Genomic DNA, 23,768 nt, shown 5'->3' with positions numbered 1-23,768 from the left:
GAACAGCGTCCAGAAGGTGATCTTGCCGAGCCGCTCGTCGAGCATCTTCCCGGTGAACTTCGGCCACCAGAAGTGGAAGCCGGCGAACATCGCGAAGACCACCGTGCCGAAGACCACGTAGTGGAAGTGCGCCACCACGAAGTAGCTGTCGGAGACGTGGAAGTCCAGCGGCGGGGAGGCCAGGATGACACCGGTCAGACCGCCGAACAGGAAGGTGATCAGGAAGCCGATCGTCCAGAGCATCGGCGTCTCGAAGGACAGCGAGCCCTTCCACATCGTGCCGAGCCAGTTGAAGAACTTCACTCCGGTGGGCACCGCGATCAGGAACGTCATGAAGGCGAAGAACGGCAGCAGCACACCGCCGGTGACGTACATGTGGTGCGCCCACACGGTGATCGACAGGCCCGCGATGGCGATCGTCGCGCCGATCAGGCCGATGTAGCCGAAGATCGGCTTGCGGCTGAAGACCGGGATGACCTCCGAGGCGATGCCGAAGAACGGCAGCGCGATGATGTACACCTCGGGGTGCCCGAAGAACCAGAACAGGTGCTGCCACAACAGCGCGCCGCCGTTGGACGGGTCGAAGATGTGGGAGCCGAACGTCCGGTCCGACTGCAGCGCGAACAGCGCGGCGGCCAGCACCGGGAAGGCGAGCAGCACCAGCACACCGGTCAGCAGCACGTTCCAGGTGAAGATCGGCATCCGGAACATCGTCATACCGGGCGCGCGCATGCAGATGATCGTGGTGATGAAGTTGACCGCGCCGAGGATCGTGCCGAAGCCGGACAGCGCCAGCCCCATGATCCACATGTCGGAGCCGACCCCGGGGCTGTGGACGGCGTTGCTCAGCGGGGTGTAGGCGAACCAGCCGAAGCTGGCGGCGCCGCCCGGGGTGAGGAAGCCGGCCACCGCGATGAGGGAGCCGAAGGAGTAGAACCAGTAGGCGAGCATGTTCAGCCGCGGGAACGCCACATCGGGCGCGCCGATCTGCAGCGGCATGATCCAGTTCGCGAAACCGGCGAACAGCGGGGTGGCGAACATCAGCAGCATGATCGTGCCATGCATGGTGAACGCCTGGTTGAACTGTTCGTTCGACATCATCTGCAGGCCCGGGCGGGCCAGTTCGGCACGCATGACCAGTGCCATGGCGCCGCCGATGCAGAAGAAGACGAAGGAGGTGACCAGGTAGAGCGTGCCGATCGTCTTGTGGTCGGTGGTGGTCAGCCACTGGATCACACGGTTGCCGCGCTCCTGCCGGCGCAGGGGGGCGGGGGTGTCCGCCGACTCGGCCGTCGTGGCGGCGGCACCCCGGGGTTCGTTGAGGATGCTCACGGGTTACTGGCCTTCTCGTTCTTGGCGGGGTCCCCCCGCAGGGATGTAGCCGGTCTGGCCCTTCTCCGCCAGCTCCTCCAGGTGCTGCTGGTAGCGCTCGGGGGAGACGACCTTGACGTTGAACAGCATCCGGGCGTGGTCGGTGCCGCACAGCTCGGCGCACTTTCCGAGGAAGGTGCCCTCCTTGTCGGGGGTCACCTCGAACTGGTTGGTGTGACCCGGGATCACGTCCTGCTTGAACAGGAACGGCACCACCCAGAAGGAGTGGATGACATCCCTGGAGGTCAGGATGAACCGCACCTTCTCGCCCTTCGGCAGCCACAGCGTGGGGCCGGGGTTGCCGGTCTGCGGGTTCTCGTCGGCCGGGGTGCCCACCACGTGAACGCCCTCGGCGCCCTCGGGGACGGGCTCCAGCATCTCGTCCGGGACGCCCTCCAGCTCGATGGAGTCCAGGTTGGACGTGGAGTTGTCACCGTCCACGTCCTCGAGGTAGTTGAAGCCCCAGCTCCACTGGTAGCCGACCACGTTGATCACGTGGTCGGGCTTCTCGGAGAGCTCCAGGAGCTTCGTCTCGTCCCGGGCGGTGAAGTAGAAGAGCACCGAGACGATGAGGAGCGGGACCACCGTGTACAGCGTCTCGATGGGCATGTTGTACCGGGTCTGCGGAGGTACCTCGACCTTGGTCCTGGTCCGCCGGTAGACGATGACGCACCACAGGATCAGACCCCACACCAGGACGCCCACGGCGAGCGCGGCCGCCCACGAGCCCTGCCACAGGGAGAGGATCCGCGGCGCCTCCTCCGTGACCGGGGTGGGCATACCGAGGCGGGGGAAGTCCTTGTATGTGCAACCGGTCGCGGTCGCCAGGACCAGGCCCGCGGCGAGCGCCTGCGGCAGCTTCCGCCGCATCGGGCGCCGCGGCATGGGGGTACCGCCCACGCCCTTCGGGCGGTGGGGGAGGTCCGAGCCGTTGGGACTCACGTAGCGCCTTCCCGAGAGTCTCGCCCGCTCGGCCCGGGCTCGGCCGTTGTGGTCGGGCTCCGGCCCCGGCACGGGCAGGGGTTTGGATGTTTATGCGGACCAAACCCTACTCGACGCCTTCCAGGGGCACGCGGGGAGGGTACCCAACGCGCCGCGGGGGCCGCCGATGGAGTGCCACCGGGCCGGAACCGGTGCTTCCGCCGCCTTGCGGCGCCTTCCGCGGAGCCCGTCCGCGGGACTGTCCGCAGCGCTGCCCTCCGCCTCTCCGGCCGGAACGGCTAGCGTGCCGGTGTGCCCTACTTCGACGCCGCCTCCTCCCTTCCCCTCCACCCGGTTGCCCGGCAGGCGCTGCTCGCCGCGCTCGACGAGGGCTGGGCCGACCCGGCCCGGCTGCACCGCGAGGGCCGCCGGGCACGGCTCCTGCTGGACGCGGCCCGCGAGGCGGCCGCCGAAGCGGTGGGCTGCCGCCCCGACGAACTGTCCTTCACCCCTTCGGGGACCCGGGCACTGCACACCGGCATCGCGGGAGCGCTGGCCGGACGGCGGCGCGCCGGCCGCACCCTGGTGGTCTCCGCGGTGGAGCACTCGGCCGTGCTCCACGCGGCGCAGGCCCATCAGGCGGACGGCGGCACGGTGGTGGAGATCCCCGTGGACCGCGCCGGACGGGTGAGCGCCGAGACCTTCGGTGCCGGGCTGCGCGGCACCGGCGGGAGCGGTTCACCCGGGGACGGCACCGCACTGGCCTGCCTGCAGTCGGCGAACCACGAGGTGGGCACCGAACAGCCGGTGGCCGAGGTGGCGGAGCGCTGCGCGGCGGCCGGGGTGCCGCTGCTGGTGGACGCCGCGCAGTCACTGCCCTGGGGCCCGGTGCCCGGCGGGTGGTCGCTGCTGGCGGCCAGCGCGCACAAGTGGGGCGGCCCGGGCGGGGTGGGGCTGCTGGTGGTGCGCAAGGGAGTGCGGTTCGCTCCGCCGCCCCCGGTGGACGAGCGGGAGTCGGGGCGCTCGCCCGGCTTCGCCGACCTGCCCGCGATCGTCGCCGCGGCGGCCTCGCTGCGGGCGGTGCGGGCCGAGGCGGACGCCGAGGCGGTACGGCTGCGCGCCCTGGTGGACCGCGTCCGCGCCCGGGTGCCGGAACTGGTGCCGGACGTGGAGGTGGTGGGCGACCCGGTGCGGCGACTGCCCCACCTGGTGACGTTCTCCTGCCTGTACGTGGACGGCGAGGCCCTGCTGCACGCCCTGGACCGGGCCGGGTTCTCGGTCTCCTCGGGCTCCTCGTGCACCTCCGGCACCCTGACGCCCAGCCATGTGCTGCGCGCGATGGGGGTGCTGTCGGAGGGCAACATCCGCGTCTCGCTGCCGCCGGGCACGGCCGGGGCCGACGTCGACGCCTTCCTGGCGGTGCTGCCGGACGTGGTCCGGGAGGTGCGCGACCGGCTCGCCGCGCCCGCCGCGTCGGATCCGCAGCCCGCGGGCCCGCCTCCCGCGGCTCCTCCGGAGCCGGGGGAGGCGGAGCCGGAGGAGCCGCGGGAGGCGGCCGGGGCGCCCTCGCTCACCGTCGACTCACTCGGCAAGCGGTGCCCGGTCCCGGTCATCGAACTGGCGAGGGTGATCGGCCGGGTGCCGGTCGGCGGCACGGTGCTGCTGCTCGCCGACGACGAGGCGGCCCGGCTGGACGTGCCGGCCTGGTGCGGGATGCGCGGCCACGAGTACCTGGGCTCGGACGGCCACGCCCACCGGGTGCGCCGCCTCGTCTGACCGTCCGGCTCCCCCGCGGACCGGCCCCCCGCGGGGCTCAGGACAGACAGGCCCGGATCTCGGCCGCCGCGTCATGGCCGTACGCCTTGGTGAAGCGCTCCAGGAAGTGGCTGCGCCGCAGCTCGTACTCCTGGGTGCCCAGCGTCTCGATCACCAGGGTGGCCAGCATGCAGCCGAGCTGCGCGGCCCGTTCCAGACCCAGCTCCCAGGCCAGGCCGGACAGGAAGCCCGCCCGGAAGGCGTCGCCGACACCCGTCGGGTCGACCTTGCCCTCCTCCGGGGGGCAGGGCACGGTGACCGGCTCCTGGCCCGCCCGCTCGATGCGCACGCCCCGCGCGCCCAGTGTGGTGACCCGGGTGCCGACCTTCGCCAGGATGTCCTCGGCGCTCCAGCCGGTCTTGGACTCCACCAGGGCGGCCTCGTACTCGTTGGTGAACAGGTACGCCGCGCCCTCGGTCAGGCCGCGGATCTCCTCGCCGTCCATCCGGGCGAGCTGCTGGGAGTAGTCGGCGGCGAAGGGGATGGCGCGGGTGCGGCACTCCTCGGTGTGGCGCATCATCGCCTCGGGGTCGTCCGCCCCGATGTGCACCAGGTCCAGGCCGCCGACCCGGTCGGCGACGGCCTTCAGCTCGATCAGCCGGGCCTCGCTCATCGCCCCGGTGTAGAAGGAGCCGATCTGGTTGTGGTCGGCGTCGGTGGTGCACACGAAGCGCGCGGTGTGCAGGACCTCGGAGATGCGCACCGACTCGGTGTCCACACCGTGCCGCTCCAGCCAGGCGCGGTACTCCCCGAAGTCGGCGCCCGCCGCGCCGACGAGGACCGGGCGCACCCCGAGCTGGCCCATGCCGAAGCTGATGTTCGCGCCGACCCCGCCGCGCCGGACGTTGAGCGTGTCGACCAGGAACGACAGCGAGACCGTGTGGAGCTGGTCGCCGACGAGCTGGTCGGCGAAGCGGCCGGGGAAGGTCATCAGATGGTCGGTGGCGATGGAGCCGGTGACAGCGATACGCACGGCGGGCTGCTCCTGGTCGGGTCGTCGGGTGGGACGGCGGGCAGCACCACGCTACTTCCTCCGGTCGCCGCCCGGGGAACCGTCCGCGCCCCGGCTCCGTCCCATCGGCGTCCCCGCCCGTGCGGCGGCACGCGGCACGGGACGGCGGGCACTGTCGGCACTGTTGCACAGCGAGCGCAGGGAAGCGAAGGAGCGATGCGGTGAGCACCGACCACACCACGGAAGCCGCACGGCCGCGGCGGCACCGGCTGACGACCGTCTCGGTGGCCCTCGCCGTCCTGCTCGCCGGGGGCGGCGGCGCGTACTGGGCCTCGACCGCCTCCGACGGCGGGGAGAACGCCCGGCAGGAGGCCGGGGACAGGCCGAGGCCGCTGGTCCTGGACGGCTACGGCGGCCACGGCGAGCGGCGGACCGCGGCGGAGCCGGGGGACTCCCCCGCCGCACCGGCCCGGGGCGGGGGCCCCGTCTACAAGGCGGCGGTGCCGCTGCCCGACGGGCCCGGGAGCGCACCGGCCTACCGGCCCGCGGGCGAGATCGGCCGGGAGCGGGCCGCCGAGCTGGCGAAGGCGCTGGAGGTGGACGGCGAACTCCGCGAGAAGGACGGCACCTGGACGGCCGGCGGCTCCGGCAGCCGGACGCTCACGGTGGACGCCGGCACGGGGACCTGGTCGTTCCACGGACCGGTTCCCCCTTCTGCGGCCCCGGGCGTCTCCGGGGAGCGGGCCGAGGAGGTGGCCGCCCCCGTCGCCGAGGCCCTCGGCTTCGAGGACACCGAGCTGGAGCTCGGCCCGCAGGGGAGGACCGGCCGGACCGTGACCATCGAGCCCCGGCAGGACGGGCTGCCCGTCGACGGCTGGACGACCGAGCTCCACCTCGGCCGTCCGGGAGCGGTGAGCGAGGGCAGCGGGCGGCTGGGCGGGCTGCGGAAGACCGGGGACGAGTACCCGGTGCTGAGCGCCGAGGACACCCTCGCCGCGCTCAACGAACGCAGCGGCCGGGTCAGGCCGGGCCTGCTGTGCGCCCCCCTCCCGGATCTTCCGGACAGGGGCGCTGCGGAGCGGAAGGCCCTGGCGGAGGGCTCTCCGCGGGAGGCGCCGGAGAAGCCGCTCGTCACCCCCGGCTCCCCGGGCTCCGGCACCACGGACTCCGGCAGCCCCGGGCCCGGTGCGGACGGGCCCGGCGCCGTCGGTCCGGCGGACGGCGCCACCCTGGAGCCGGGGGCCCCTGAGCCCTGCGGCCCGTCCGGGAAGCCCGGGAAGCGCGAGCCGGTGAAGGTGACGGAGGCGGTGTTCGGACTGTCGGCGTACCTGTCGCAGGGCCGCCCGGTCCTGGTGCCGTCCTGGCTGTTCGAGGCGGCACCGGCCGGCGGGGACCCGTACACGGTGGCCCATCCGGCGGTGGAGCCGGAGTTCCTGGCCCCGTCCGCCCCGCCCTCGGGGGACCCCGGCGGTGACGGCGGCACGGCCGCGCCGGCCGACCCGGGGCAGGAGCCGGAGAAGTCACCGCGGACCGCGCGGTACGTCGAGGAGTACGCGCCCGGGGACCGCACGCTCACGGTCCACTTCTGGGGCGGGGTGTGCCACCGCTACGACGTGTCCGCGAAGGAGGGCGCGGAGACGGTGACGGTGCGGATCACCGAGCGCCCCAGGACCCCGGAGCGGCCCTGCATCCTGATCGCCAGGGAGATGACCGCGAAGGTCACGCTGGAGGAGCCGGTGGGCGACCGGAGGATCCTCGACGCGGAGGGCGAGCCGCTGCCGGAGGGCGACCCGGACCGGCGGTCGCGGGAGTAGCCGCGCACCGCGCCGACGACGAGGGCGGCGGTCCCGGATCCCCGGGACCGCCGCCCTCGTCGTCGGCGCGGTGGGCCGCCGGAGCGGCGGCCGGCCGGCTCAGCTGAAGGAGTCGCCGCAGGCGCAGGAGCCCGTGGCGTTGGGGTTGTCGATGGTGAAGCCCTGCTTCTCGATGGTGTCGACGAAGTCGATGGAGGCACCGTTGAGGTACGGGGCGCTCATCCGGTCGGTGACGACCCGGACGCCGTCGAACTCCTTGACGACGTCGCCGTCGAGCGAGCGTTCGTCGAAGAAGAGCTGGTATCGCAGGCCGGAGCAGCCACCGGGCTGGACGGCGACCCGGAGGGCCAGGTCGTCGCGGCCCTCCTGCTCGAGGAGGCTCTTGACCTTCGCCGCGGCGGTGTCGGACAGGATGATTCCGTCAGTCGTCACAGCGGTCTTGTCCGATACGGACATCTGCTTCTCTCCCGGGTTGTACGGACTGCTCTTGCCGCCTGCCGCAACAAGCGGCCTCCCGGTTTCATTCCGGGCCGGGCATGTCTGTCGCGGCTTTCATGCTCGCACACCCGGTACCCCGGGGTCACTCCCGGACGCTCCCGAAACGCGCGACCGGGGATGCGTCACATCGACGCGATCGGCATCGTCAAAGTGACACGAACCGGTTATGATGGATAGCGTCAAAACGACGAAAAGACCCGCTGAATCCGACGAAAGGGTGTGTGCTGTGACCACCGCCCAGCCCTCTCCCACCGCACCTTCCGCCACGGCGCCCGCGGACGGACTCGACGTACGCCCGAGCCCGCTCGCGCTGCTCCTGCTCGGCCGCGAGTCCGACCCGGCCAGCGAACGCGGTGTGGAGTGTCCCGGCGACCTGCCCGCCCCGTCGGACCCGGACCTGGTCGAGCGCGCCCGCGCGGCGAAGGAGCGGCTCGGCGAGAAGGTCTTCGTGCTCGGCCACCACTACCAGCGCGACGAGGTCATCCAGTTCGCGGACGTCACCGGCGACTCCTTCAAGCTGGCCCGGGACGCCGCCGCCCGCCCGGAGGCGGAGTACATCGTCTTCTGCGGCGTGCACTTCATGGCCGAGTCCGCCGACATCCTCACCGGCGACCACCAGCAGGTCGTCCTGCCCGACCTGGCCGCCGGGTGCTCCATGGCCGACATGGCCACCGCCGAGCAGGTCGCCGAGTGCTGGGACGTGCTCACCGAGGCGGGCGTCGCCGGCACCACCGTCCCGGTCTCGTACATGAACTCCTCCGCCGACATCAAGGCCTTCACCGGCCGGCACGGCGGCACCATCTGCACCTCCTCCAACGCGAGGCGCGCGCTGGACTGGGCGTTCTCCCAGGGCGAGAAGGTGCTGTTCCTGCCCGACCAGCACCTGGGCCGCAACACCGCCGTACGGGACATGGGCATGTCCCTCAAGGACTGCGTGGTCTACAACCCGCACAAGCCGAACGGCGGGCTGACCGCCGGGCAGCTGCGGGACGCGAGGATGATCCTGTGGCGCGGCCACTGCTCGGTGCACGGCCGCTTCTCGCTGGACTCGGTGAACGACGTGCGCGAGCGTGTCCCCGGCGTCAACGTCCTGGTGCACCCCGAGTGCCGCCACGAGGTCGTCGAGGCGGCCGACCACGTGGGCTCCACGGAGTACATCATCAGGACCCTGGAGGCCGCCCCGGCCGGCTCGAAGTGGGCGATCGGCACCGAGCTCAACCTGGTGCGGCGCCTGGCGAACCGCTTCGCGCCCGAAGGCAAGGAGGTCGTCTTCCTCGACCGGACGGTCTGCTTCTGCTCGACCATGAACCGGATCGACCTGCCCCACCTGGTCTGGACCCTGGAGTCCCTGGCCGACGGCCGGGTGGTCAACCGCATCCAGGTCGACCCGGAGACCGAGAAGTTCGCCAAGCTGGCCCTGGAGCAGATGCTCGCCCTGCCGTGACGGCGGGGCCGCGCTCACCGGGCTCACCGGCTTGTTGATCGAAAGACCGTGACCGGGCGCACGGCGGTCGGCCAGGATGGTCGGCATGCTGCTGCGCCCGGTCCGCGACTCCAGCCAGGACGCCGAAGCCGTACGGTCCGCCGCCCATGCCGCCCGCACCGCCGCGGACGGCACCGGCGGCGGGCCGCCCCTGCCCCTTCCCGCCGACCCCGACGCCGGGCGGTGGCACAGCCACATCCGGCATCTGGCCCGCACCGATCCCGGAGGGTGCTGGCTCGCCGAGGACGCCGCGGGCCGTACGGTCGGGGCCGCGCTGTCCACCCGGCGCGAGGGCACCTGGGGCCTGTCGCTGCTGGCGGTGCGCCCCGAGGCGCAGGGCCGGGGCGTGGGGACCGCCCTGCTGCGGCGGGCCATGGACCACGGCCGGGCCTGTCTGCGCGGCATCGTGTGCGGCGGCACGCCCCATCCGGCCGCCGCCCGTGTCTGCCGCCGGGCGGGCCTCGAACTGCACCCGGCGATGCGGCTGACCGGAACGGTTTCCGTGAAGCGCCTGCCCGTCCCGGACGGCGTGGTGGCGGGGGGCGGGCCCGGCGACCGGGACCTGATGGACTCGGTGGACCGGCGGCTGCGCGGCGGCGCCCACGGGCCGGACCACGAGGAACTGCTGCGCCACACCCGGCTGCTGGTGACCGACGACTTCACCGGCAGCGGCTACTGCTATGTGCGCGAGGAAGGGGCCGCGGGCGGGGTGGAGCTGCTGGCCGCGACCTCCCGGCGGCTGGCCACCCGGCTGCTGACCGCCGCCCTGGGCGTCCTCGGCGAGGGCCGTGCGGTGCTGGTCCACAGTCTGACCGCCGAACAGCAGTGGGCGGTGGACGTGGGGCTGGCCGCCGGGCTGGAGGTGGGCACGGCGGGCTACGTCTGCCTGCGCGGCATGCGGCCGCCGACGCCGTACATCCCCTCCGCCGCGTTCCTGTGAGGAACCGCCGCGCGGGCGGCGCGGCGGGAGGCCGGGGCCGGGTCAGCGGGGCCGGGTCAGCGGGGGTCGGCGATGGTGCCGGTGGCGGGGCTGCCGGTGGCGGGGAACAGCCCGCTCTCCCCCAGCATGGCGCGCACCTCTTCGAGGGTGGCCCCGGGCGCGGGCAGGATCAGCTCCGAGGGCTCCAGGGAGTCGTCCGGCAGCGGTGTGCCCAGCGACCGTACGGCGTCCAGCAGGGCGTTCAGCGTGCGGCGGAAGCCGGACTCGTCGCCGTGCTCCATCTCCTCGAGCAGCTCGTCGTCCAGCGCGTTCAGCCCGGGCAGATGGCCGTCGTCGAGGACGACCTGCCCCTCGCCCATGATTCGCACGATCACGACGCTCTCCTTCCCGAAGGACCTGCTTCCTCCGGCCCGGTGCCCGGTGTGCCGGAGGTGATGCCCCCCACCCCCGGCTTTCCGCTCCCGGTGTGCCCGCCGCCGCCCGTCCGGGCTACTGCTTGTCGAACCGGGAGGTGTCCGGCGCCTGCTGGGCCTGGGGCTGCTGCGCCTGCTGGGTCTGGGGCTGCTGGGCCTGCTCCTGGCCGCCCTCGATGGCCTGCCGGTCGGCGCCGGAACCGCCCGACAGCTCGGCCTTCATGCGCTGGAGTTCCAGCTCGACGTCCGTACCCCCGGAGATCCGGTCCAGCTCGGCCGCGATGTCGTCCTTGGCCATCCCGCTCGGGTCGTCGAGCGCGCCGGAGGCGAGCAGTTCGTCGATCGCCCCGGCCCGGGCCTGGAGCTGTGCCGTCTTGTCCTCGGCCCGCTGGATGGCCATGCCCACGTCGCCCATCTCCTCGGAGATGCCGGAGAACGCCTCGCCGATGCGGGTCTGGGCCTGGGCGGCGGTGTAGGTGGCCTTGATCGTCTCCTTCTTGGTGCGGAAGGCGTCCACCTTGGCCTGGAGGCGCTGGGAGGCGAGGGTGAGCTTCTCCTCCTCGCCCTGGAGGGTCTGGTGCTGCTGCTCCAGATCCGTCACCTGCTGCTGGAGGGCGGCACGGCGGGACAGCGCCTCGCGGGCCAGGTCCTCACGGCCGAGGGCGAGCGCCTTGCGGCCCTGGTCCTCCAGCTTGGCGGACTGCCCCTGGAGCTGGTTGAGCTGGAGCTCCAGACGCTTGCGCGAGGTCGCCACGTCGGCGACGCCGCGGCGTACCTTCTGCAGCAGTTCGAGCTGTTTCTGGTAGGAGTAGTCGAGTGTCTCGCGTGGGTCCTCGGCCCGGTCCAGAGCCTTGTTGGCCTTCGCGCGGAAGATCATCCCCATACGCTTCATGACACCGCTCATGGGCTTCGCGCGCCCCCTTCATGACGGACTGAGCCTCGCACATCGACAGGTCCCACACTACGGGCCCTGCCTCTATTACCGCACTGTCCGGGCCCGGATGTGCTCCTCCTCCAGGACGATCGGCGCTCGGCTCCCTCCCGCCCAGGAAGTAGGGAGCCCGGCGACCCACCGTTGCCGGATCGTTCCCCGTGGGGGTGGGGTCCACACCTGGCCGCCCCGTACTCTTGGCACTGTGTTCCGAAGCCGTTCCAAAGACGATCAGGCCGCGGCCCCCCGGGAGACCGCGGAGCCGACCGCGCAGCGACGCGACCCGCAGGCACCCAAGGGCCGTCCCACGCCCAGGCGCAGCGAGGCCGAGGCCCTGCGCCGCGCCGTGGTCAAGCCGCCGTCCTCCCGCAAGGAGGCCGCCAAGCGGGCCCGCCAGGTCCGCCGCGCCGAACTGGCCCGGCAGCGCGAGGCGCTGGCCGGCGGTGACGAGCGCTACCTCCCGGCGCGCGACCGCGGACCGGTACGGCGCTACGTGCGCGACTTCGTGGACTCCAAATGGCACATGGCGGAGTTCTTCCTGCCCCTGGCCGTGCTGATCCTGGTCCTGAGCATGGTGCCCTCGGTCGCGGTCAAGAACGCATCCCTGCTGATGTGGCTGGGCGTCATCGTGATGATCGTCGCCGACTCCCTCGTCACCGGTTTCCGGCTCAAGCGGCAGCTGCGCGAGCGCTTCCCCGACGAGAGCCGGCGGGGCGCCGTGGCGTACGCGCTGATGCGCACCCTCCAGATGCGCCGTATGCGACTGCCCAAGCCGCAGATCGCCCGGGGCGAGGCGCCGCGCCGCTGAGCGGCCCGGACCTCCGGGCAGCCACCCCCGACGGCCAGGTGCCGGCCGCGTCCGGCACGGCCGGCGGCACGCACTGACAGACGCTGACGGAGCCCTGCGGACACCGATGGACACCGATGGACACCGCCTGCGCCAGTTGCTGATCACCCGGCAACTGGACGAGCAGATCACCGCCCGCTTCCCCGTGGGGCGGCGCCTGAAGGTACTGGACGTGGCGGTGCGCGACGGCCACCAGGCCCTGCGTCTGGCCCGGGCCGGGCACCGGGTGACCGGGCTGGAGTCCGACCAGGAGCTGGCCGACGCGGTGCGCCGTACCCTGCTGGAGGAGCCCGAGGGGATACGGGAGCGCACCCGGGTCATCCACGAGGACAGCCGCAACACCGGCGCCCACTTCCTGCCCGGCTCCTTCGACGTGGTGCTCTGCCACACGGGTCCGGCCCCCGGGGACGAGCCGGGCCCGCTGCTCGCCGGACTGGGCCGGGTGCTGGCCCCCGGCGGGCTGCTGTCGTTGGTGGTGCCCAACACCGAGGCGGCGGCCATGCGCCCGGGGCTGGCCGGCGACTGGGCCGGGGCCCTGGAGCGCCTCGCCCCCGCGGACCGCGCCCTGCGCCGGGACGCCCTGGCCGCCGGTCTGGCCGGGATGAGTACCCCGCTGCACCGCTGGTACGGGGTGCAGGTCTTCACCGCTCCCGGCACCCCCCTTCCGGGAGGCGAGGAGGGGGAGCTGCTGCTGGCCGCCGAGGAACGGGCCGGACGCACCGACCCGTACCGCGCGGTGGCCGCGCTGCTGCACCTGTGCGCCGTGCGCGACTGAGCCCGGGCCCGGGTCCGGCCCCGGGCCTTGACCGGCACCGGGCAAGGCAGGGCAGGACAGGGCAGGGCAGGACGGCACGGACGGCGCGGGCCGGAAGGCGGTGCCGGATCACCGCCCCCGGCAGCCTGCCCGTACCCGCCGCCGGTGAGCGGTCCCCGCCCGGGCCGGGCCGGTGGCCGGGCGGCGGCGGTGATCGCGTCGGCCCCGGCCGCTCCGGCCGGACGAGGCGGCCTCCCGGCCGGTACACGCCCCGTGAGCCGGCGCCCCCGCACCGCGGCGGGACGGGACGCACCACACCTCACCGGCCGGTCGTCCCGCCCGTCGGCCGCCTCCCGGCCGTACGTTTTCCGGCGGCTCCGACGGGAACCCGGAGGACGCCGAAGGCGTGATGGCCCGGCCCGGCCGGGAAACCGACGGAAAGGGGCGTCCCACCATGTCTCCCTCCCACGGGCGCGGCAGGCTCCGCGCGGGCGCCGCCGCCCTGTGCGCGGCGGCGGTCCTGTTCGCCGGGTGCACCGGCAGCGGCTCCGAGGCGCCCGACGGGGAGGACTCGGACGGCGCGCCCTCCCCCAGCGCCTCCGTGGCCGTGCCCGGGGAGGCCGGCGCACTGCAGGACGCCTTCCAGAAGGTGGTGGACCAGGTCCTGCCGTCCGTCGTCCAGGTCACCACCGGCCAGGGGCTGGGCTCGGGTGTGGTCTACGACGAGGAGGGCCACATCGTCACCAACGCCCATGTGGTGGGCGAAGCCGAACGGTTCCGGGTCACCCTGGCCACCGGCCGGGACGATCTGGCGGCGGAACTGGTGGCCAGCTATCCGGACGAGGACCTGGCCGTGGTGAAGCTGACCGACCCGCCCGGCAACCTGCGCCCGGCGACCTTCGGGAAGTCCTCCGAGGTGGAAGTCGGCCAGATCGTGCTGGCCATGGGCAACCCGCTGGGGCTGTCCTCCAGCGTCACCGAGGGCATCGTCTCGGCCACCGGCCGCTCGCTCAGCGAGGGCAGTGCCGAGGCCACCCTCGGGAACCTGATCCAGACCTCCGCGCCGATCAACCCGGGCAACAGCGGAGGCGCCCTGGTGGATCTCTCCGGCCGGGTCATCGGCGTCCCCACCCTGGCCGCCGGCGAGCAGGGCGGCGGTACGGCACCGGGCCTGGGCTTCGCCATCCCCTCCGACACCGTTCGCCACCTGGCCGACCAGATGATCGAGCACGGCGAGGTGCGCGACTCCGACGAGGCGGCGCTCGAGGCCACGGTGCGCACCGTGCTCGGCGACGACTACCAGCCCGCCGGGGTCGCCGTGGTGGAGACGGAGAACGGCGGCGCGGCGGACGACGCCGGGCTGCGCGAGGGTGATGTGATCACAGCGATCGGCGGTACCGACACCCCGCAGGTGACCGCGCTGGCGCAGGCCCTGGCCTCCCGGGAACCGGGCGACGAGGTGGAGGTCACCTACCGGCGCGGTGGGGACGAGCGGACCGTCACGGTCACCCTCGGCGAACGCTGAGCGGCCCCCGGGCGGGGCGCACCGGCTTTCGCCGGTGCGCCCCGCCCGGGGGGTTCCCCCCGCTCGTCAGCTCTCCTCCGCCGCGCGCAGGCTCATGGGCCCGTAGATCTCGGTGTCGTCCTCCAGCAGCGTCACCCGCTCGACGCCGCCCGCCAGCAGTTCCCTCCAGTTCTCGCCGACCCAGCTCTCCGCGTCGCCCTGGGTGGTGAACTCCTCCGGCCGGACGGCCGGCTCCGTCTGTGTGCCGTCGGCCTTCTCGAACCGCCACGTCCACGCCATGTGCGCCTCCCCGGTGTCTGCCGGCGCCCGGGTGCCGGGTGCCGCCTGTCGTGTGTCCTTGATCCTGTCCAGTCGGCCGCAGACTAGTGCCGCTCGCGCGGCGGTCCGGCCGACACGAGACGATCGTGCCGTGGAACTCACTCTGCTCGGCACCGGCGCGCCCGCCGGTCTCCCCCGGCCCGGCTGCCCCTGCGCGGCCTGTGCGACCGCAGTCGGCGCCGACGCGCGGGCGGCGACCGCGCTGCTCGTGGACGACGTACTGCTGCTCGATCTGACGCCCGGCCCCGCCCTGGCAGCCGCCCGCGCGGGCCGGACCCTGCACGGGGTGCGGCAACTGCTGCTGTCCCACCCCCACGACGGCCCCGCGCAGGAGGTGCCGCCCGGGCTTCCCGCGCCGGTGCGGGTGGCCGACGGCCGGAGGCTGACGCTGATCAGCGGTCACCGGGTACGGGCGGTGGCACTGGACGCGCCGGGCACCGGATACGAGATCGGCGGCCCGGACGGCGAACGACTGCTGTACCTGCCGCCGGGCGCCGGCCCCGCCGGGCTGCCCGGCTCCCCGCTCCGGGAGGGCGCGCCGGGCGCGCCGTACGCACCGGCCGCGCCGTACTCCCTGGTGCTCCTGGACGTCCTCGGCCGACCCGACGCGCTCGCCCGGCTGCGGGCGGCCGGGGCCGTCGGCCCGACCACGGACGTGCTGGCCGTCCACATCGACCACGGTGTCCCGCCCGGCCCCGAACTGCGCCGGCGGCTGGCCGCGGCCGGGGCCCGCACCGTGCCGGACGGCACCACCGCGGTGGTCGGCGACTACCGCGCGGTTCCCGATCTGCCGCGGCGCACCCTGGTGCTGGGCGGCGCCCGCTCGGGCAAGTCCGCCGAGGCCGAGCGGCGGCTGGCCGCCTTCCCCGGCGTGCTGTACGTGGCGACGGGCGGCACCCGGGACGGTGACGCCGAATGGGCGGACCGGGTCGCCGCCCACCGGTCGCGCCGCCCGGCCTCCTGGCGCACGGCCGAGACCTGCGACCTGGTGCCGCTGCTCACCGCGCCCGACGCCCCGCCCCTGCTGATCGACTGCCTGTCCCTGTGGCTGACCGACGCCATGGACTCGGCCGGCTGCTGGGACGAGGACCGGCGCCGCTCCGGCGAGGCCGCCCGCGCGCTGGCCGGCCGGACCGCCGAACTGGTCGCGGCCTTCCGCGCCGCCACCCGCACGGTGGTCGCGGTCAGCAACGAGGTCGGCTCGGGGGTCGTGCCCGCCACCGCGGCGGGCCGGCTCTTCCGCGACGAACTGGGCCGGCTGAACGCCGCGGTGGCGGCCGAGTGCGAGCACGTCCTGCTGGTCACGGCGGGCACCGCCCTGCCGCTGCGCGGCTGAGGCCGCTCCCCGGCCGCGGGGCCGGGCGGGGAGCGGGCGAGTACTGGGCGAGTACTGGGCGAGTACCGGGCGAGTACCGGGCGAGTACCGGGCGAGGGGGACGTCGGACGGCGGACGGAGCGCCGTGCGGGGGCGATAGTGTCGGCCGTATGAGCGACGGCAGCCTGAACCTCGACGACTTCGGCGACCTCATCGAGCGTCCCGACAGCGGCGTCCGCCGGGACGCCGAGGAGCGGCGGGCCCGCACCGGGCTGCCCGCCGGGGCCCTGGGGCGGCTGGACGAGCTGGGCGAATGGCTGGCGGCGGCGCAGGGCAGGGTCCCCGTCGAGCCGGTCTCGCGGCCGAAGGTCCTGCTGTTCGCCGGGGACCACGACGTGGCCTCGCTGGGCGTCTCCGCCCGTCCCGCGGGCGGCGCGCACGCCCTGGTGCGGGCCGCGCTGGAGGGCACCAGCCCGGCGGCGGTGCTGGCCCGGCGGCTCGGCGTACCGCTGCGGATCGTCGACATGTCGCTGGACTGCGACCCGGACGGGCTGCCGGAGGAGGTCACCCGGTACCGGGTACGGCGGTCCGGCGGCCGGCTCGACATCGAGGACAGTCTCACGGCCCAGGAGGCCGAGCGCGCCTTCCGGGCCGGGATGGCGATCGCCGACGAGGAGGCCGACGCCGGTACGGAACTGGTGCTCCTGGGCGACATCTCCGTCGGCGGCACCACGGCCGCCGGAGTGCTGGTGGCCGCCCTGTGCGGCACCGACGCCTCCGTGGTCACCGGACGCGGCGGCGGGCGCATCGACGATCTCGCCTGGATGCGCAAGTGCGCCGCCGTCCGGGACGGGCTGCGCCGCGCCCGGCCCGCGCTCGGCGACCAGTTGCGGCTGCTGGCGACGGTGGCCGGCGCGGACCTGACCGCGATCACCGGTTTCCTCCTCCAGTCGGCGGTGCGCCGCACCCCCGTCGTCCTGGACGGTGTGGTGTCCGCGGCGTGCGCGCTGGTGGCCCAGCGGGTGGCGTTCCGGGCCCCGGACTGGTGGCTGGCCGGGCAGGCCAGCGGTGAGCCCGCGCAGGCCAGGGCACTGGACCGGATGGCGCTCGACCCGCTGCTGGACCACGGTGTCACCGCCGGCGAGGGCACCGGCGCGCTGCTCGCCCTGCCCCTGGTCCAGGCCGCCTCGGCGCTGGCCGCCGAACTGCCGGTGCGGGCGGCGGAGCCGGACGGTGCGGACGGTGCGGGCGGCTCCGGACAGGACGGCGGGCGGCCCGGTGCCGCGGAGGCGCTCGACGCGACCTGACGGGCCGGTACCGCCGCCGGGTAGCCTGCGCCGCGATGAACACCACACCGCCGGCCGTACCGCCGCCGCCCCCGGGACCGCCGCCTCCGCCGCCCGCCCGCGGGCCGGAGGGAGCGGCCGGGCGGCTGCTGGACGGGCTGCGCTTCGCCTTCGGCACCCTCACCGTGCTGCCGGTGTCCGGAGTCCGCTGGGACCGGGCCGCCGCCCGGCGCGGCATGGCGTGCGCGCCCCTGGCCGGAGCGGTGGTCGGGCTGTGCGCGGCGGTGCTCGGGGCCGTCGCGCTGCTGCTCGGCGCCGGTGCCCTGCTCGCCGCGGTCCTCACCCTCGCGGTGCCCGCCGTCCTGACCCGGGCGCTGCACCTGGACGGCCTGGCGGACGTTGCCGACGGACTGGGCAGCGGACGCCCGGCGGCGGACGCGCTGGCCGTGATGAAACGCTCCGACATCGGCCCGTTCGGCACCGTCACCCTGCTCCTGGTCCTGCTCGCGCAGGTGGCGGCCGTCGCCGAGCTGTACGCGGCGGGCTGGGCGTACGGCGCCGCCGCCGTCGCGGTGGCCGCGACGACCTCCCGTACGGCGCTCGCCCTCGCCGCCCGCGAGGGCGTCCCCGCGGCACGCCCCGGAGGGCTGGGCGCGGCGGTCGCCGGCGTGGTGCCGCACCGGTACGCGGCCGCCGCGGCCGCGGTGACGGTGCTGGCGGCGGCGGGGACGGGAGCGCTGTGGGGGCCGTACGGAGCAGTGCGGTACGCCGCCGCGGTGCTGATCGCGCTGGGCGCGGCGGAACTGCTGCTGGGCCGCTGCCGCCGCCGGCTGGGCGGGGTGACCGGCGACGTCTTCGGCGCCCTGGCCGAAACCTCCTTCACCACCGCCCTGCTGGTGCTTGCACTGGGTTAACACCCCCCGCACAATTCCGGTCGGACGTCCGTACACCCGCCGGTCCCCGTACCGGCGGGCCGGTTCCGTGTCGCCCGGCACCCCCACCGTCCCCACCCGGGCCGCCGCGTAGGCTCGGCCCGTGCCCGAAGCCGAGCACACCAACTCGGCCTGCCGACAGAAGAGGGATTCCCACCACCGTGTCTGCTCTCACTCTCAGTACCTCGTCCGCCGCGGCGCTGCGCGCGGACGCCGTCGTCGTCGGTGTCGTCAAGGGTCCCGACGGCCCCGTGGTCGCCCCCGGCGGGGAGGCCGTGGACGAGGCGTTCGGCGGCTCGCTGGCCGCCACCCTGGAGACCCTCGGTGCCTCGGGCGGCGAGGGTGAGACCGTCAAGCTGCCCGCCCCGGACGGGCTGAAGGCGGACCTGGTGCTGGCGGTCGGACTCGGTGCCGCCCCGTCGGAGGACGGGGCGTACGAGCCGGAGGCGCTGCGCCGCGCCGCCGGTGCGGCGGCCCGCGCGCTGGCCGGGACCGGGAAGGCCGGCTTCGCGCTCCCGGCCGGGGACCCGGCCGCCCTCGCCGCCGTCTGCGAGGGAGCCCTGCTGGGCGCGTACGCCTTCACCGCCTACCGCGGCAAGGACAGCAGGACCGGGAAAACCGAGAAGGCCGGCAAGGACCGGAAGGCGCGGAAGGGCGGGGACAAGGACCGCGGTGCCCCCCTCGCCGAGGTCGTCGTCCTCGGCTCCGGGGCGCGCGACAAGGCCCACAAGGCCGCGGCCGAGCGCGCCGGCGTCCTGGCCGCCGAGGTCAACCGCGCCCGGGACCTGGTCAACACCCCCTCCAACGACCTCAACCCGAAGTCCTTCGCCGCCGCCGCCCAGGCCGCGGCCAAGGAGCACGGGCTGACGGTGGAGGTGCTGGACGAGAAGGACCTCGCCAAGGGCGGCTACGGCGGCATCCTCGGGGTCGGCCAGGGCTCGGCCAATCCGCCCCGCCTGGTGCGGATCGCCTACACCGCCTCCAAGGCGAAGAAGTCCCTGGCCCTGGTCGGCAAGGGGATCACCTACGACTCGGGCGGCATCTCGCTCAAGCCCGCCGGCCACAACGAGACCATGAAGTGCGACATGAGCGGCGCCGCCGCCGTCCTCGGCGCCGTGGTCGCCGCCGCCCGGCTCGGCCTGCGGGTGAACGTCACCGGCTGGCTGGCGCTGGCGGAGAACATGCCGTCCGGCACCGCGACCCGGCCGGGCGACGTCCTGACCATGTACAGCGGCAGGACGGTCGAGGTGCTCAACACCGACGCCGAGGGCCGGCTGGTCCTGGCCGACGCCCTGGCCCGGGCCTGCGAGGAGAAGCCCGACGCGGTGGTGGACGTGGCGACCCTGACCGGCGCGATGGTGCTGGCCCTGGGGAACCGCACCTTCGGGATCATGGCGAACGACGACGCGTTCCGCGGCGCCCTCCACGAGCTGGCCGGCGAGGCCGGCGAGCAGGCGTGGCCCATGCCGCTCCCCGCCGAACTGCGCAAGAGCATGGACTCGCCCGTCGCCGACATCGCCAACATGGGAGAGCGGGCCGGCGGCGGCCTGGTCGCCGGGCTGTTCCTGAAGGAGTTCGTGGCCGAGGGCACCACCTGGGCGCATCTGGACATCGCGGGTCCGGCCTTCAACGAGTCCGGTCCCTTCGGCTACACCCCCAAGGGGGGCACCGGCTCCGCGGTGCGCACCCTGGTCCGCCTCGCCGAGCGCGTGGCGGACGGGGACGTGGTGTGAGCGCCGCCGGACGGCGCTGAGCGGACCGCGGGAAGACCGCGGGAAGAGGAAGAGGGCGGCGCCCGGGCACACTTGTGTGCCCGGGCACCGCCCTCTCCGCGGTCCACCGCGCGGGCCCCGGTGGCGGGGGCCGGGAAGGGCGCGGGGCGTTCGCGTCCCGCCCGGTGGACGCCCGGCACATGAAACCGGCCGGGACGGGGAAGACGAGGGCCGGTCCGGCGCCCCGCACCGGCCCGGTGTTCGCCCTGAGCGATCCCGGTCGGACTACTGCCGGGTAGACACGCGTGCCCCTCTCTCAATCCTCCTGTTCAGGCAGGTGTGAGCGGTTCGGACGGCGGCCCGGCGTCCCACCGCCGGGGAACAAGTGCAAAGATGTTGTCCCGGCAGGACAGGGCCCGCTCAACCCACAGGGCCGAGCAAGAAGCGGCCGAAATAAAGCCGCCCGGTCTCCGATGGACCGGCTCCGGCGTACCCATGCATGGAGGACGTGACGTGGCGAACGACGCCAGCACCGTTTTCGACCTAGTGATCCTCGGGGGCGGTAGCGGCGGCTATGCCGCTGCCCTGCGGGCTTCGCAGCTGGGTCTGGACGTCGCCCTGATCGAGAAGGACAAGGTCGGCGGTACCTGTCTGCACTACGGATGCATCCCCACGAAGGCCCTGCTGCACGCCGGTGAGATCGCCGACCAGGCCCGGGAGAGCGCCGGGTTCGGTGTCCGGGCCACCTTCGAGGGCATCGACATGGCCGCCGTCCACAAGTACAAGGACGGCGTGGTCTCCGGCCTGTACAAGGGTCTGCAGGGGCTGATCGCCTCGCGCAAGATCACTTATGTGGAGGGCGAGGGCCGGCTGTCCTCCCCCACCTCCGTCGAGGTGAACGGGCAGCGCTACGAGGGGCGGCACATCCTGCTCGCCACCGGCTCGGTGCCCAAGTCGATCCCGGGCCTGGAGATCGACGGCAACCGGATCATCAGCTCCGACCACGCGCTGACCCTGGACCGGGTGCCGCAGTCCGCCGTCATCCTGGGCGGCGGCGTCATCGGCTGCGAGTTCGCCTCCGCCTGGAAGTCCTTCGGCACCGAGGTCACCATCGTCGAGGGCCTGCCCCACCTGGTGCCCGCCGAGGACGAGAACAGCTCCAAGCTGCTGGAGCGCGCCTTCCGCAAGCGCGGCATCAAGTTCTCGCTCGGCTCCTTCTTCGAGAAGGCCGAGTACACCCAGGACGGTGTCAAGGTCACCCTCGCCAACGGCAAGGAGTACGAGGCCGAGCTGCTGCTCGTCGCCATCGGCCGCGGCCCGGTCTCGCAGGGCCTGGGCTACGAGGAGGCCGGGGTCGGCATGGACCGCGGCTACGTCCTGGTCGACGAGTACTGCCGCACCAACGTGCCGACCGTCTCCGCCGTCGGCGACCTCATCCCCACCCTCCAGCTCGCGCACGTCGGCTTCGCCGAGGGCATCCTGGTGGCCGAGCGGCTCGCCGGGCTGGACGTCGTGCCGATCGACTACGACGGTGTGCCCCGCGTGACGTACAGCCAGCCGGAGGTCGCCTCCGTCGGCATCACCGAGGCCAAGGCCAAGGAGATCCACGGCGCGGACAAGGTCGTGACACTGAAGTACAACCTCGGGGGGAACGGCCGGAGCAAGATCCTCAAGACGCAGGGCGAGATCAAGCTCGTCCAGGTCCGTGACGGTGCCGTGGTCGGCGTCCACATGGTCGGTGACCGGATGGGTGAGCAGGTCGGTGAGGCCCAGCTCATCTACAACTGGGAGGCACTGCCCGCCGAGGTCGCGCAGCTCGTCCACGCGCACCCGACGCAGAACGAGGCACTCGGCGAGGCGCACCTGGCGCTGGCCGGCAAGCCGCTGCACTCCCACGACTGACCCTTCCGGGCGCGGCAGCATCGCGACGTCCGCACTTTTCGTTAGGAGCAACCGAAACCATGGCGGTTTCCGTAACCCTTCCGGCGCTCGGCGAGAGCGTCACCGAGGGCACCGTCACCCGTTGGCTGAAGGCCGAGGGTGAACACGTCGAGGCCGACGAGCCACTGCTGGAGGTCTCGACCGACAAGGTCGACACCGAGATCCCCTCCCCCGCCTCCGGTGTCCTGTCCGCCATCAAGGTGGGCGAGGACGAGACGGTCGAGGTCGGCGCCGAGCTGGCCGTCATCGACGACGGGGCATCCCCGCCGCAGGCAGGGGAAGGCGGTGGCGCCCCGGCCGAGTCGCCCGCTCCGGAGCAGGCCGCGGCCCCGGCCGCCGAGCCGGAACCGGAGCAGCAGCCCGAGCCGGAGCCGCAGGCCCAGCCCGAGCCGCAGCAGCAGCCGCAGGCCCAGCAGCAGCCGGAACCGCAGGCTCAGGGCGGCGGCTCGGCGGAGGGCACCGACGTGGTGCTGCCCGCGCTCGGCGAGAGCGTCACCGAGGGCACCGTCACCCGCTGGCTGAAGTCGGTCGGGGAGGAGGTCGAGGCCGACGAGCCACTGCTGGAGGTCTCGACCGACAAGGTCGACACCGAGATCCCCTCCCCCGCCTCGGGCACCCTGGTGGAGATCCTGGTGGGCGAGGACGAGACCGCCGAGGTCGGCGCCAAGCTGGCCGTGATCGGTGCCGCCGGTGCCGCTCCCGCCCAGCAGGCGCAGCCCGAACCGCAGGCGCAGCCCGAACCGCAGCCGGAGCCGGCCCCCGAGCCGGAGCCGCAGGCCCAGGCCCAGCCCGAACCGCAGCCGCAGGCCCGGCAGCAGCCCGAGCCGCAGGCGCCGACCGCTCCGGCTCCGCAGCAGCGGGAGACCCCGGCGCCCGCCCCGACCCCGTCGGCACCCGCGCCCGCCCCGGCCCCGGCCGCGCCGCAGCAGGCACCCTCGGGTGGCGCGGGCGCCTATGTGACCCCGCTGGTGCGCAAGCTCGCCGCCGAGAACGGCATCGACCTGTCCACCGTCAAGGGCACCGGCGTCGGCGGCCGGGTCCGCAAGCAGGACGTTCTCGCCGCGGCCGAGGCCGCCAAGGCCAAGGCCGCCTCGGCCCCGGCCGCGCCGGCGGGCGGGCGGGCCGCCACGGCGCCGGCCGCCGCCTCGCAGCTGCGCGGCCAGACGGTGCCGATGACCCGCATCCGCAAGGTCATCGCCAAGAACATGATGAAGGCGCTGCACAGCCAGGCGCAGCTCTCCACCGTGGTCGAGGCGGACGTCACCCGGATCATGCGGCTGCGGGCCCGGGCCAAGGAGGAGTTCCTGGCCCGCGAGGGCGTCAAGCTCTCCCCGATGCCGTTCTTCGTCAAGGCCGCCGCCGAGGCGCTGAAGGCCCACCCGGCCATCAACGCCAAGATCAACGACGACGGCACCGTGACCTACCACGACGTCGAGAACGTCGGCATCGCGGTGGACTCGGAGAAGGGCCTGATGGTCCCGGTCATCAAGGGCGCGGGCGACCTGAACCTGGCCGGCATCGCCAAGAAGACGGCGGAGCTGGCGGGCAAGGTCCGCACCGGCAAGCTCGGCCCGGACGACATGTCCGGCGGCACGTTCACGATCAGCAACACCGGTTCGCGCGGCGCGCTGTTCGACACGATCATCGTGAACTACCCGCAGGTGGCCGAGCTGGGCATCGGTGCCACCGTGCGCCGTCCGGTCGTGATCGACCACCCGGAGCTGGGCGAGACCATCGCCGTCCGGGACATGGTCTACCTGACCCTGTCCTACGACCACCAGCTGGTCGACGGCGCGGACGCCGCCCGCTACCTGGCGGATGTCAAGGCCCGGCTGGAGGCCGGTGAGTTCGAGGGCGAGCTCGGTCTCTGACCGCTCCCCCGGTCGTGCCCCCGTCCGGCAGATGCCGGGCGGGGGCACCGCCGTGTCCGCCACCGTGTCCGCCGCGGTGGTCCCGCCGTATCGTCGTTGGTCTCCCGCCACGAGCCCGCAAGGAGCAGT

At 74.0% G+C, this 23,768-nt stretch carries 20 protein-coding genes; 13 read left to right on the top strand and 7 right to left on the bottom strand.

Features of this window, described 5'->3' with window-relative positions:
* Together CUT44_RS30865 and ctaC are read right to left on the bottom strand one after the other, a co-directional pair.
* Positions 1 to 1,332: cytochrome c oxidase subunit I (locus CUT44_RS30865; protein WP_100205212.1), on the bottom strand; the 1,332-nt coding region annotated here is incomplete at its 3' end.
* Between the two features lie 3 nt (positions 1,333 to 1,335).
* A complete protein-coding gene (gene ctaC / locus CUT44_RS30860) occupies positions 1,336 to 2,313 on the bottom strand; it encodes an aa3-type cytochrome oxidase subunit II (RefSeq protein ID WP_332888299.1) in 978 nt (325 codons plus the stop codon).
* A 291-nt stretch (positions 2,314 to 2,604) separates the two neighbouring features.
* Between ctaC and CUT44_RS30855 the strand changes: the two genes are divergently transcribed.
* On the top strand, positions 2,605 to 4,068 hold the full coding sequence (locus CUT44_RS30855; RefSeq protein ID WP_100205211.1) for a cysteine desulfurase/sulfurtransferase TusA family protein: 1,464 nt from the start codon (positions 2,605 to 2,607) through the stop codon (positions 4,066 to 4,068).
* Positions 4,069 to 4,105: 37 nt separating this feature from the next.
* On the opposite strand, the gene CUT44_RS30850 is transcribed toward CUT44_RS30855, so the two are convergent.
* A complete protein-coding gene (locus CUT44_RS30850; RefSeq protein ID WP_100205210.1) occupies positions 4,106 to 5,080 on the bottom strand; it encodes a carbohydrate kinase family protein in 975 nt (324 codons plus the stop codon).
* Between the two features lie 200 nt (positions 5,081 to 5,280).
* Here CUT44_RS30850 and CUT44_RS30845 point away from each other — a divergent pair, with 200 nt between their 5' ends.
* Positions 5,281 to 6,873 (top strand): hypothetical protein, encoded by a 1,593-nt coding sequence (locus CUT44_RS30845; RefSeq protein WP_100205209.1) that lies wholly within the window; start codon positions 5,281 to 5,283, stop codon positions 6,871 to 6,873.
* A gap of 99 nt (positions 6,874 to 6,972) precedes the next feature.
* Here the strand turns inward: CUT44_RS30845 and erpA are convergent, their stop codons facing one another.
* Positions 6,973 to 7,329 carry an iron-sulfur cluster insertion protein ErpA gene (gene erpA, locus CUT44_RS30840; RefSeq protein WP_100205208.1) on the bottom strand — a complete coding sequence of 119 codons (357 nt, stop codon included), beginning with the start codon at positions 7,327 to 7,329 and terminating at the stop codon, positions 6,973 to 6,975.
* A 211-nt stretch (positions 7,330 to 7,540) separates the two neighbouring features.
* Here erpA and nadA point away from each other — a divergent pair, with 211 nt between their 5' ends.
* Entirely contained in the window at positions 7,541 to 8,815 is a 1,275-nt protein-coding gene (nadA, locus tag CUT44_RS30835) for a quinolinate synthase NadA (protein WP_408646825.1), read from the top strand.
* 85 nt (positions 8,816 to 8,900) lie between these two features.
* A complete protein-coding gene (locus CUT44_RS30830; protein WP_100205206.1) occupies positions 8,901 to 9,794 on the top strand; it encodes a GNAT family N-acetyltransferase in 894 nt (297 codons plus the stop codon).
* A gap of 56 nt (positions 9,795 to 9,850) precedes the next feature.
* Here CUT44_RS30830 and pspAA read toward each other — a convergent pair whose 3' ends face one another.
* Entirely contained in the window at positions 9,851 to 10,168 is a 318-nt protein-coding gene (gene pspAA / locus CUT44_RS30825) for a PspA-associated protein PspAA (protein ID WP_100205205.1), read from the bottom strand.
* 115 nt (positions 10,169 to 10,283) lie between these two features.
* Positions 10,284 to 11,111, bottom strand: coding sequence for a PspA/IM30 family protein (locus tag CUT44_RS30820; protein ID WP_100205204.1), 828 nt, complete (start codon positions 11,109 to 11,111; stop codon positions 10,284 to 10,286).
* A gap of 232 nt (positions 11,112 to 11,343) precedes the next feature.
* Between CUT44_RS30820 and CUT44_RS30815 the strand changes: the two genes are divergently transcribed.
* The 3 genes from CUT44_RS30815 to CUT44_RS30805 all read left to right on the top strand — a co-directional run bounded on the left by CUT44_RS30815 (position 11,344) and on the right by CUT44_RS30805 (position 14,264).
* Positions 11,344 to 11,946, top strand: coding sequence for a DUF3043 domain-containing protein (locus CUT44_RS30815; protein WP_100205203.1), 603 nt, complete (start codon positions 11,344 to 11,346; stop codon positions 11,944 to 11,946).
* Between the two features lie 106 nt (positions 11,947 to 12,052).
* Positions 12,053 to 12,760, top strand: a complete 708-nt coding sequence (locus CUT44_RS30810; protein WP_100205202.1) for a class I SAM-dependent methyltransferase — start codon at positions 12,053 to 12,055, stop codon at positions 12,758 to 12,760.
* A gap of 433 nt (positions 12,761 to 13,193) precedes the next feature.
* Entirely contained in the window at positions 13,194 to 14,264 is a 1,071-nt protein-coding gene (locus CUT44_RS30805; protein WP_100205314.1) for a S1C family serine protease, read from the top strand.
* Between the two features lie 66 nt (positions 14,265 to 14,330).
* On the opposite strand, the gene CUT44_RS30800 is transcribed toward CUT44_RS30805, so the two are convergent.
* On the bottom strand, positions 14,331 to 14,543 hold the full coding sequence (locus CUT44_RS30800; RefSeq protein ID WP_100205201.1) for a hypothetical protein: 213 nt from the start codon (positions 14,541 to 14,543) through the stop codon (positions 14,331 to 14,333).
* Positions 14,544 to 14,673: 130 nt separating this feature from the next.
* On the opposite strand from CUT44_RS30800, the gene CUT44_RS30795 reads away from it, so the two are divergent.
* From CUT44_RS30795 to sucB, 6 genes are all read left to right on the top strand, one after another.
* A complete protein-coding gene (locus CUT44_RS30795) occupies positions 14,674 to 15,918 on the top strand; it encodes a bifunctional adenosylcobinamide kinase/adenosylcobinamide-phosphate guanylyltransferase (RefSeq protein ID WP_100205200.1) in 1,245 nt (414 codons plus the stop codon).
* A 149-nt stretch (positions 15,919 to 16,067) separates the two neighbouring features.
* Positions 16,068 to 17,204 (top strand): nicotinate-nucleotide--dimethylbenzimidazole phosphoribosyltransferase, encoded by a 1,137-nt coding sequence (locus tag CUT44_RS30790; protein ID WP_100205199.1) that lies wholly within the window; start codon positions 16,068 to 16,070, stop codon positions 17,202 to 17,204.
* A gap of 35 nt (positions 17,205 to 17,239) precedes the next feature.
* Complete coding sequence (locus tag CUT44_RS30785; protein ID WP_100205198.1) at positions 17,240 to 18,097, top strand: adenosylcobinamide-GDP ribazoletransferase; 858 nt, start codon at positions 17,240 to 17,242, stop codon at positions 18,095 to 18,097.
* Between the two features lie 179 nt (positions 18,098 to 18,276).
* The gene (locus tag CUT44_RS30780; RefSeq protein ID WP_100205197.1) at positions 18,277 to 19,848 is read left to right on the top strand and encodes a leucyl aminopeptidase; all 1,572 of its coding nucleotides are present in this window, start codon (positions 18,277 to 18,279) and stop codon (positions 19,846 to 19,848) included.
* Between the two features lie 492 nt (positions 19,849 to 20,340).
* The gene (gene lpdA, locus CUT44_RS30775; protein WP_199185895.1) at positions 20,341 to 21,729 is read left to right on the top strand and encodes a dihydrolipoyl dehydrogenase; all 1,389 of its coding nucleotides are present in this window, start codon (positions 20,341 to 20,343) and stop codon (positions 21,727 to 21,729) included.
* Between the two features lie 59 nt (positions 21,730 to 21,788).
* The gene (gene sucB, locus CUT44_RS30770) at positions 21,789 to 23,639 is read left to right on the top strand and encodes a 2-oxoglutarate dehydrogenase, E2 component, dihydrolipoamide succinyltransferase (protein WP_100205195.1); all 1,851 of its coding nucleotides are present in this window, start codon (positions 21,789 to 21,791) and stop codon (positions 23,637 to 23,639) included.
* The last annotated feature ends 129 nt before the right edge of the window (positions 23,640 to 23,768 follow it).

The organism is Streptomyces carminius, from assembly GCF_002794255.1.
GTDB classification, from domain to species: Bacteria; Actinomycetota; Actinomycetes; order Streptomycetales; family Streptomycetaceae; genus Streptomyces; species Streptomyces carminius.
Note: the sequence above shows the minus strand (reverse complement) of the source record. Positions and strands in the feature narration are given on the sequence as shown.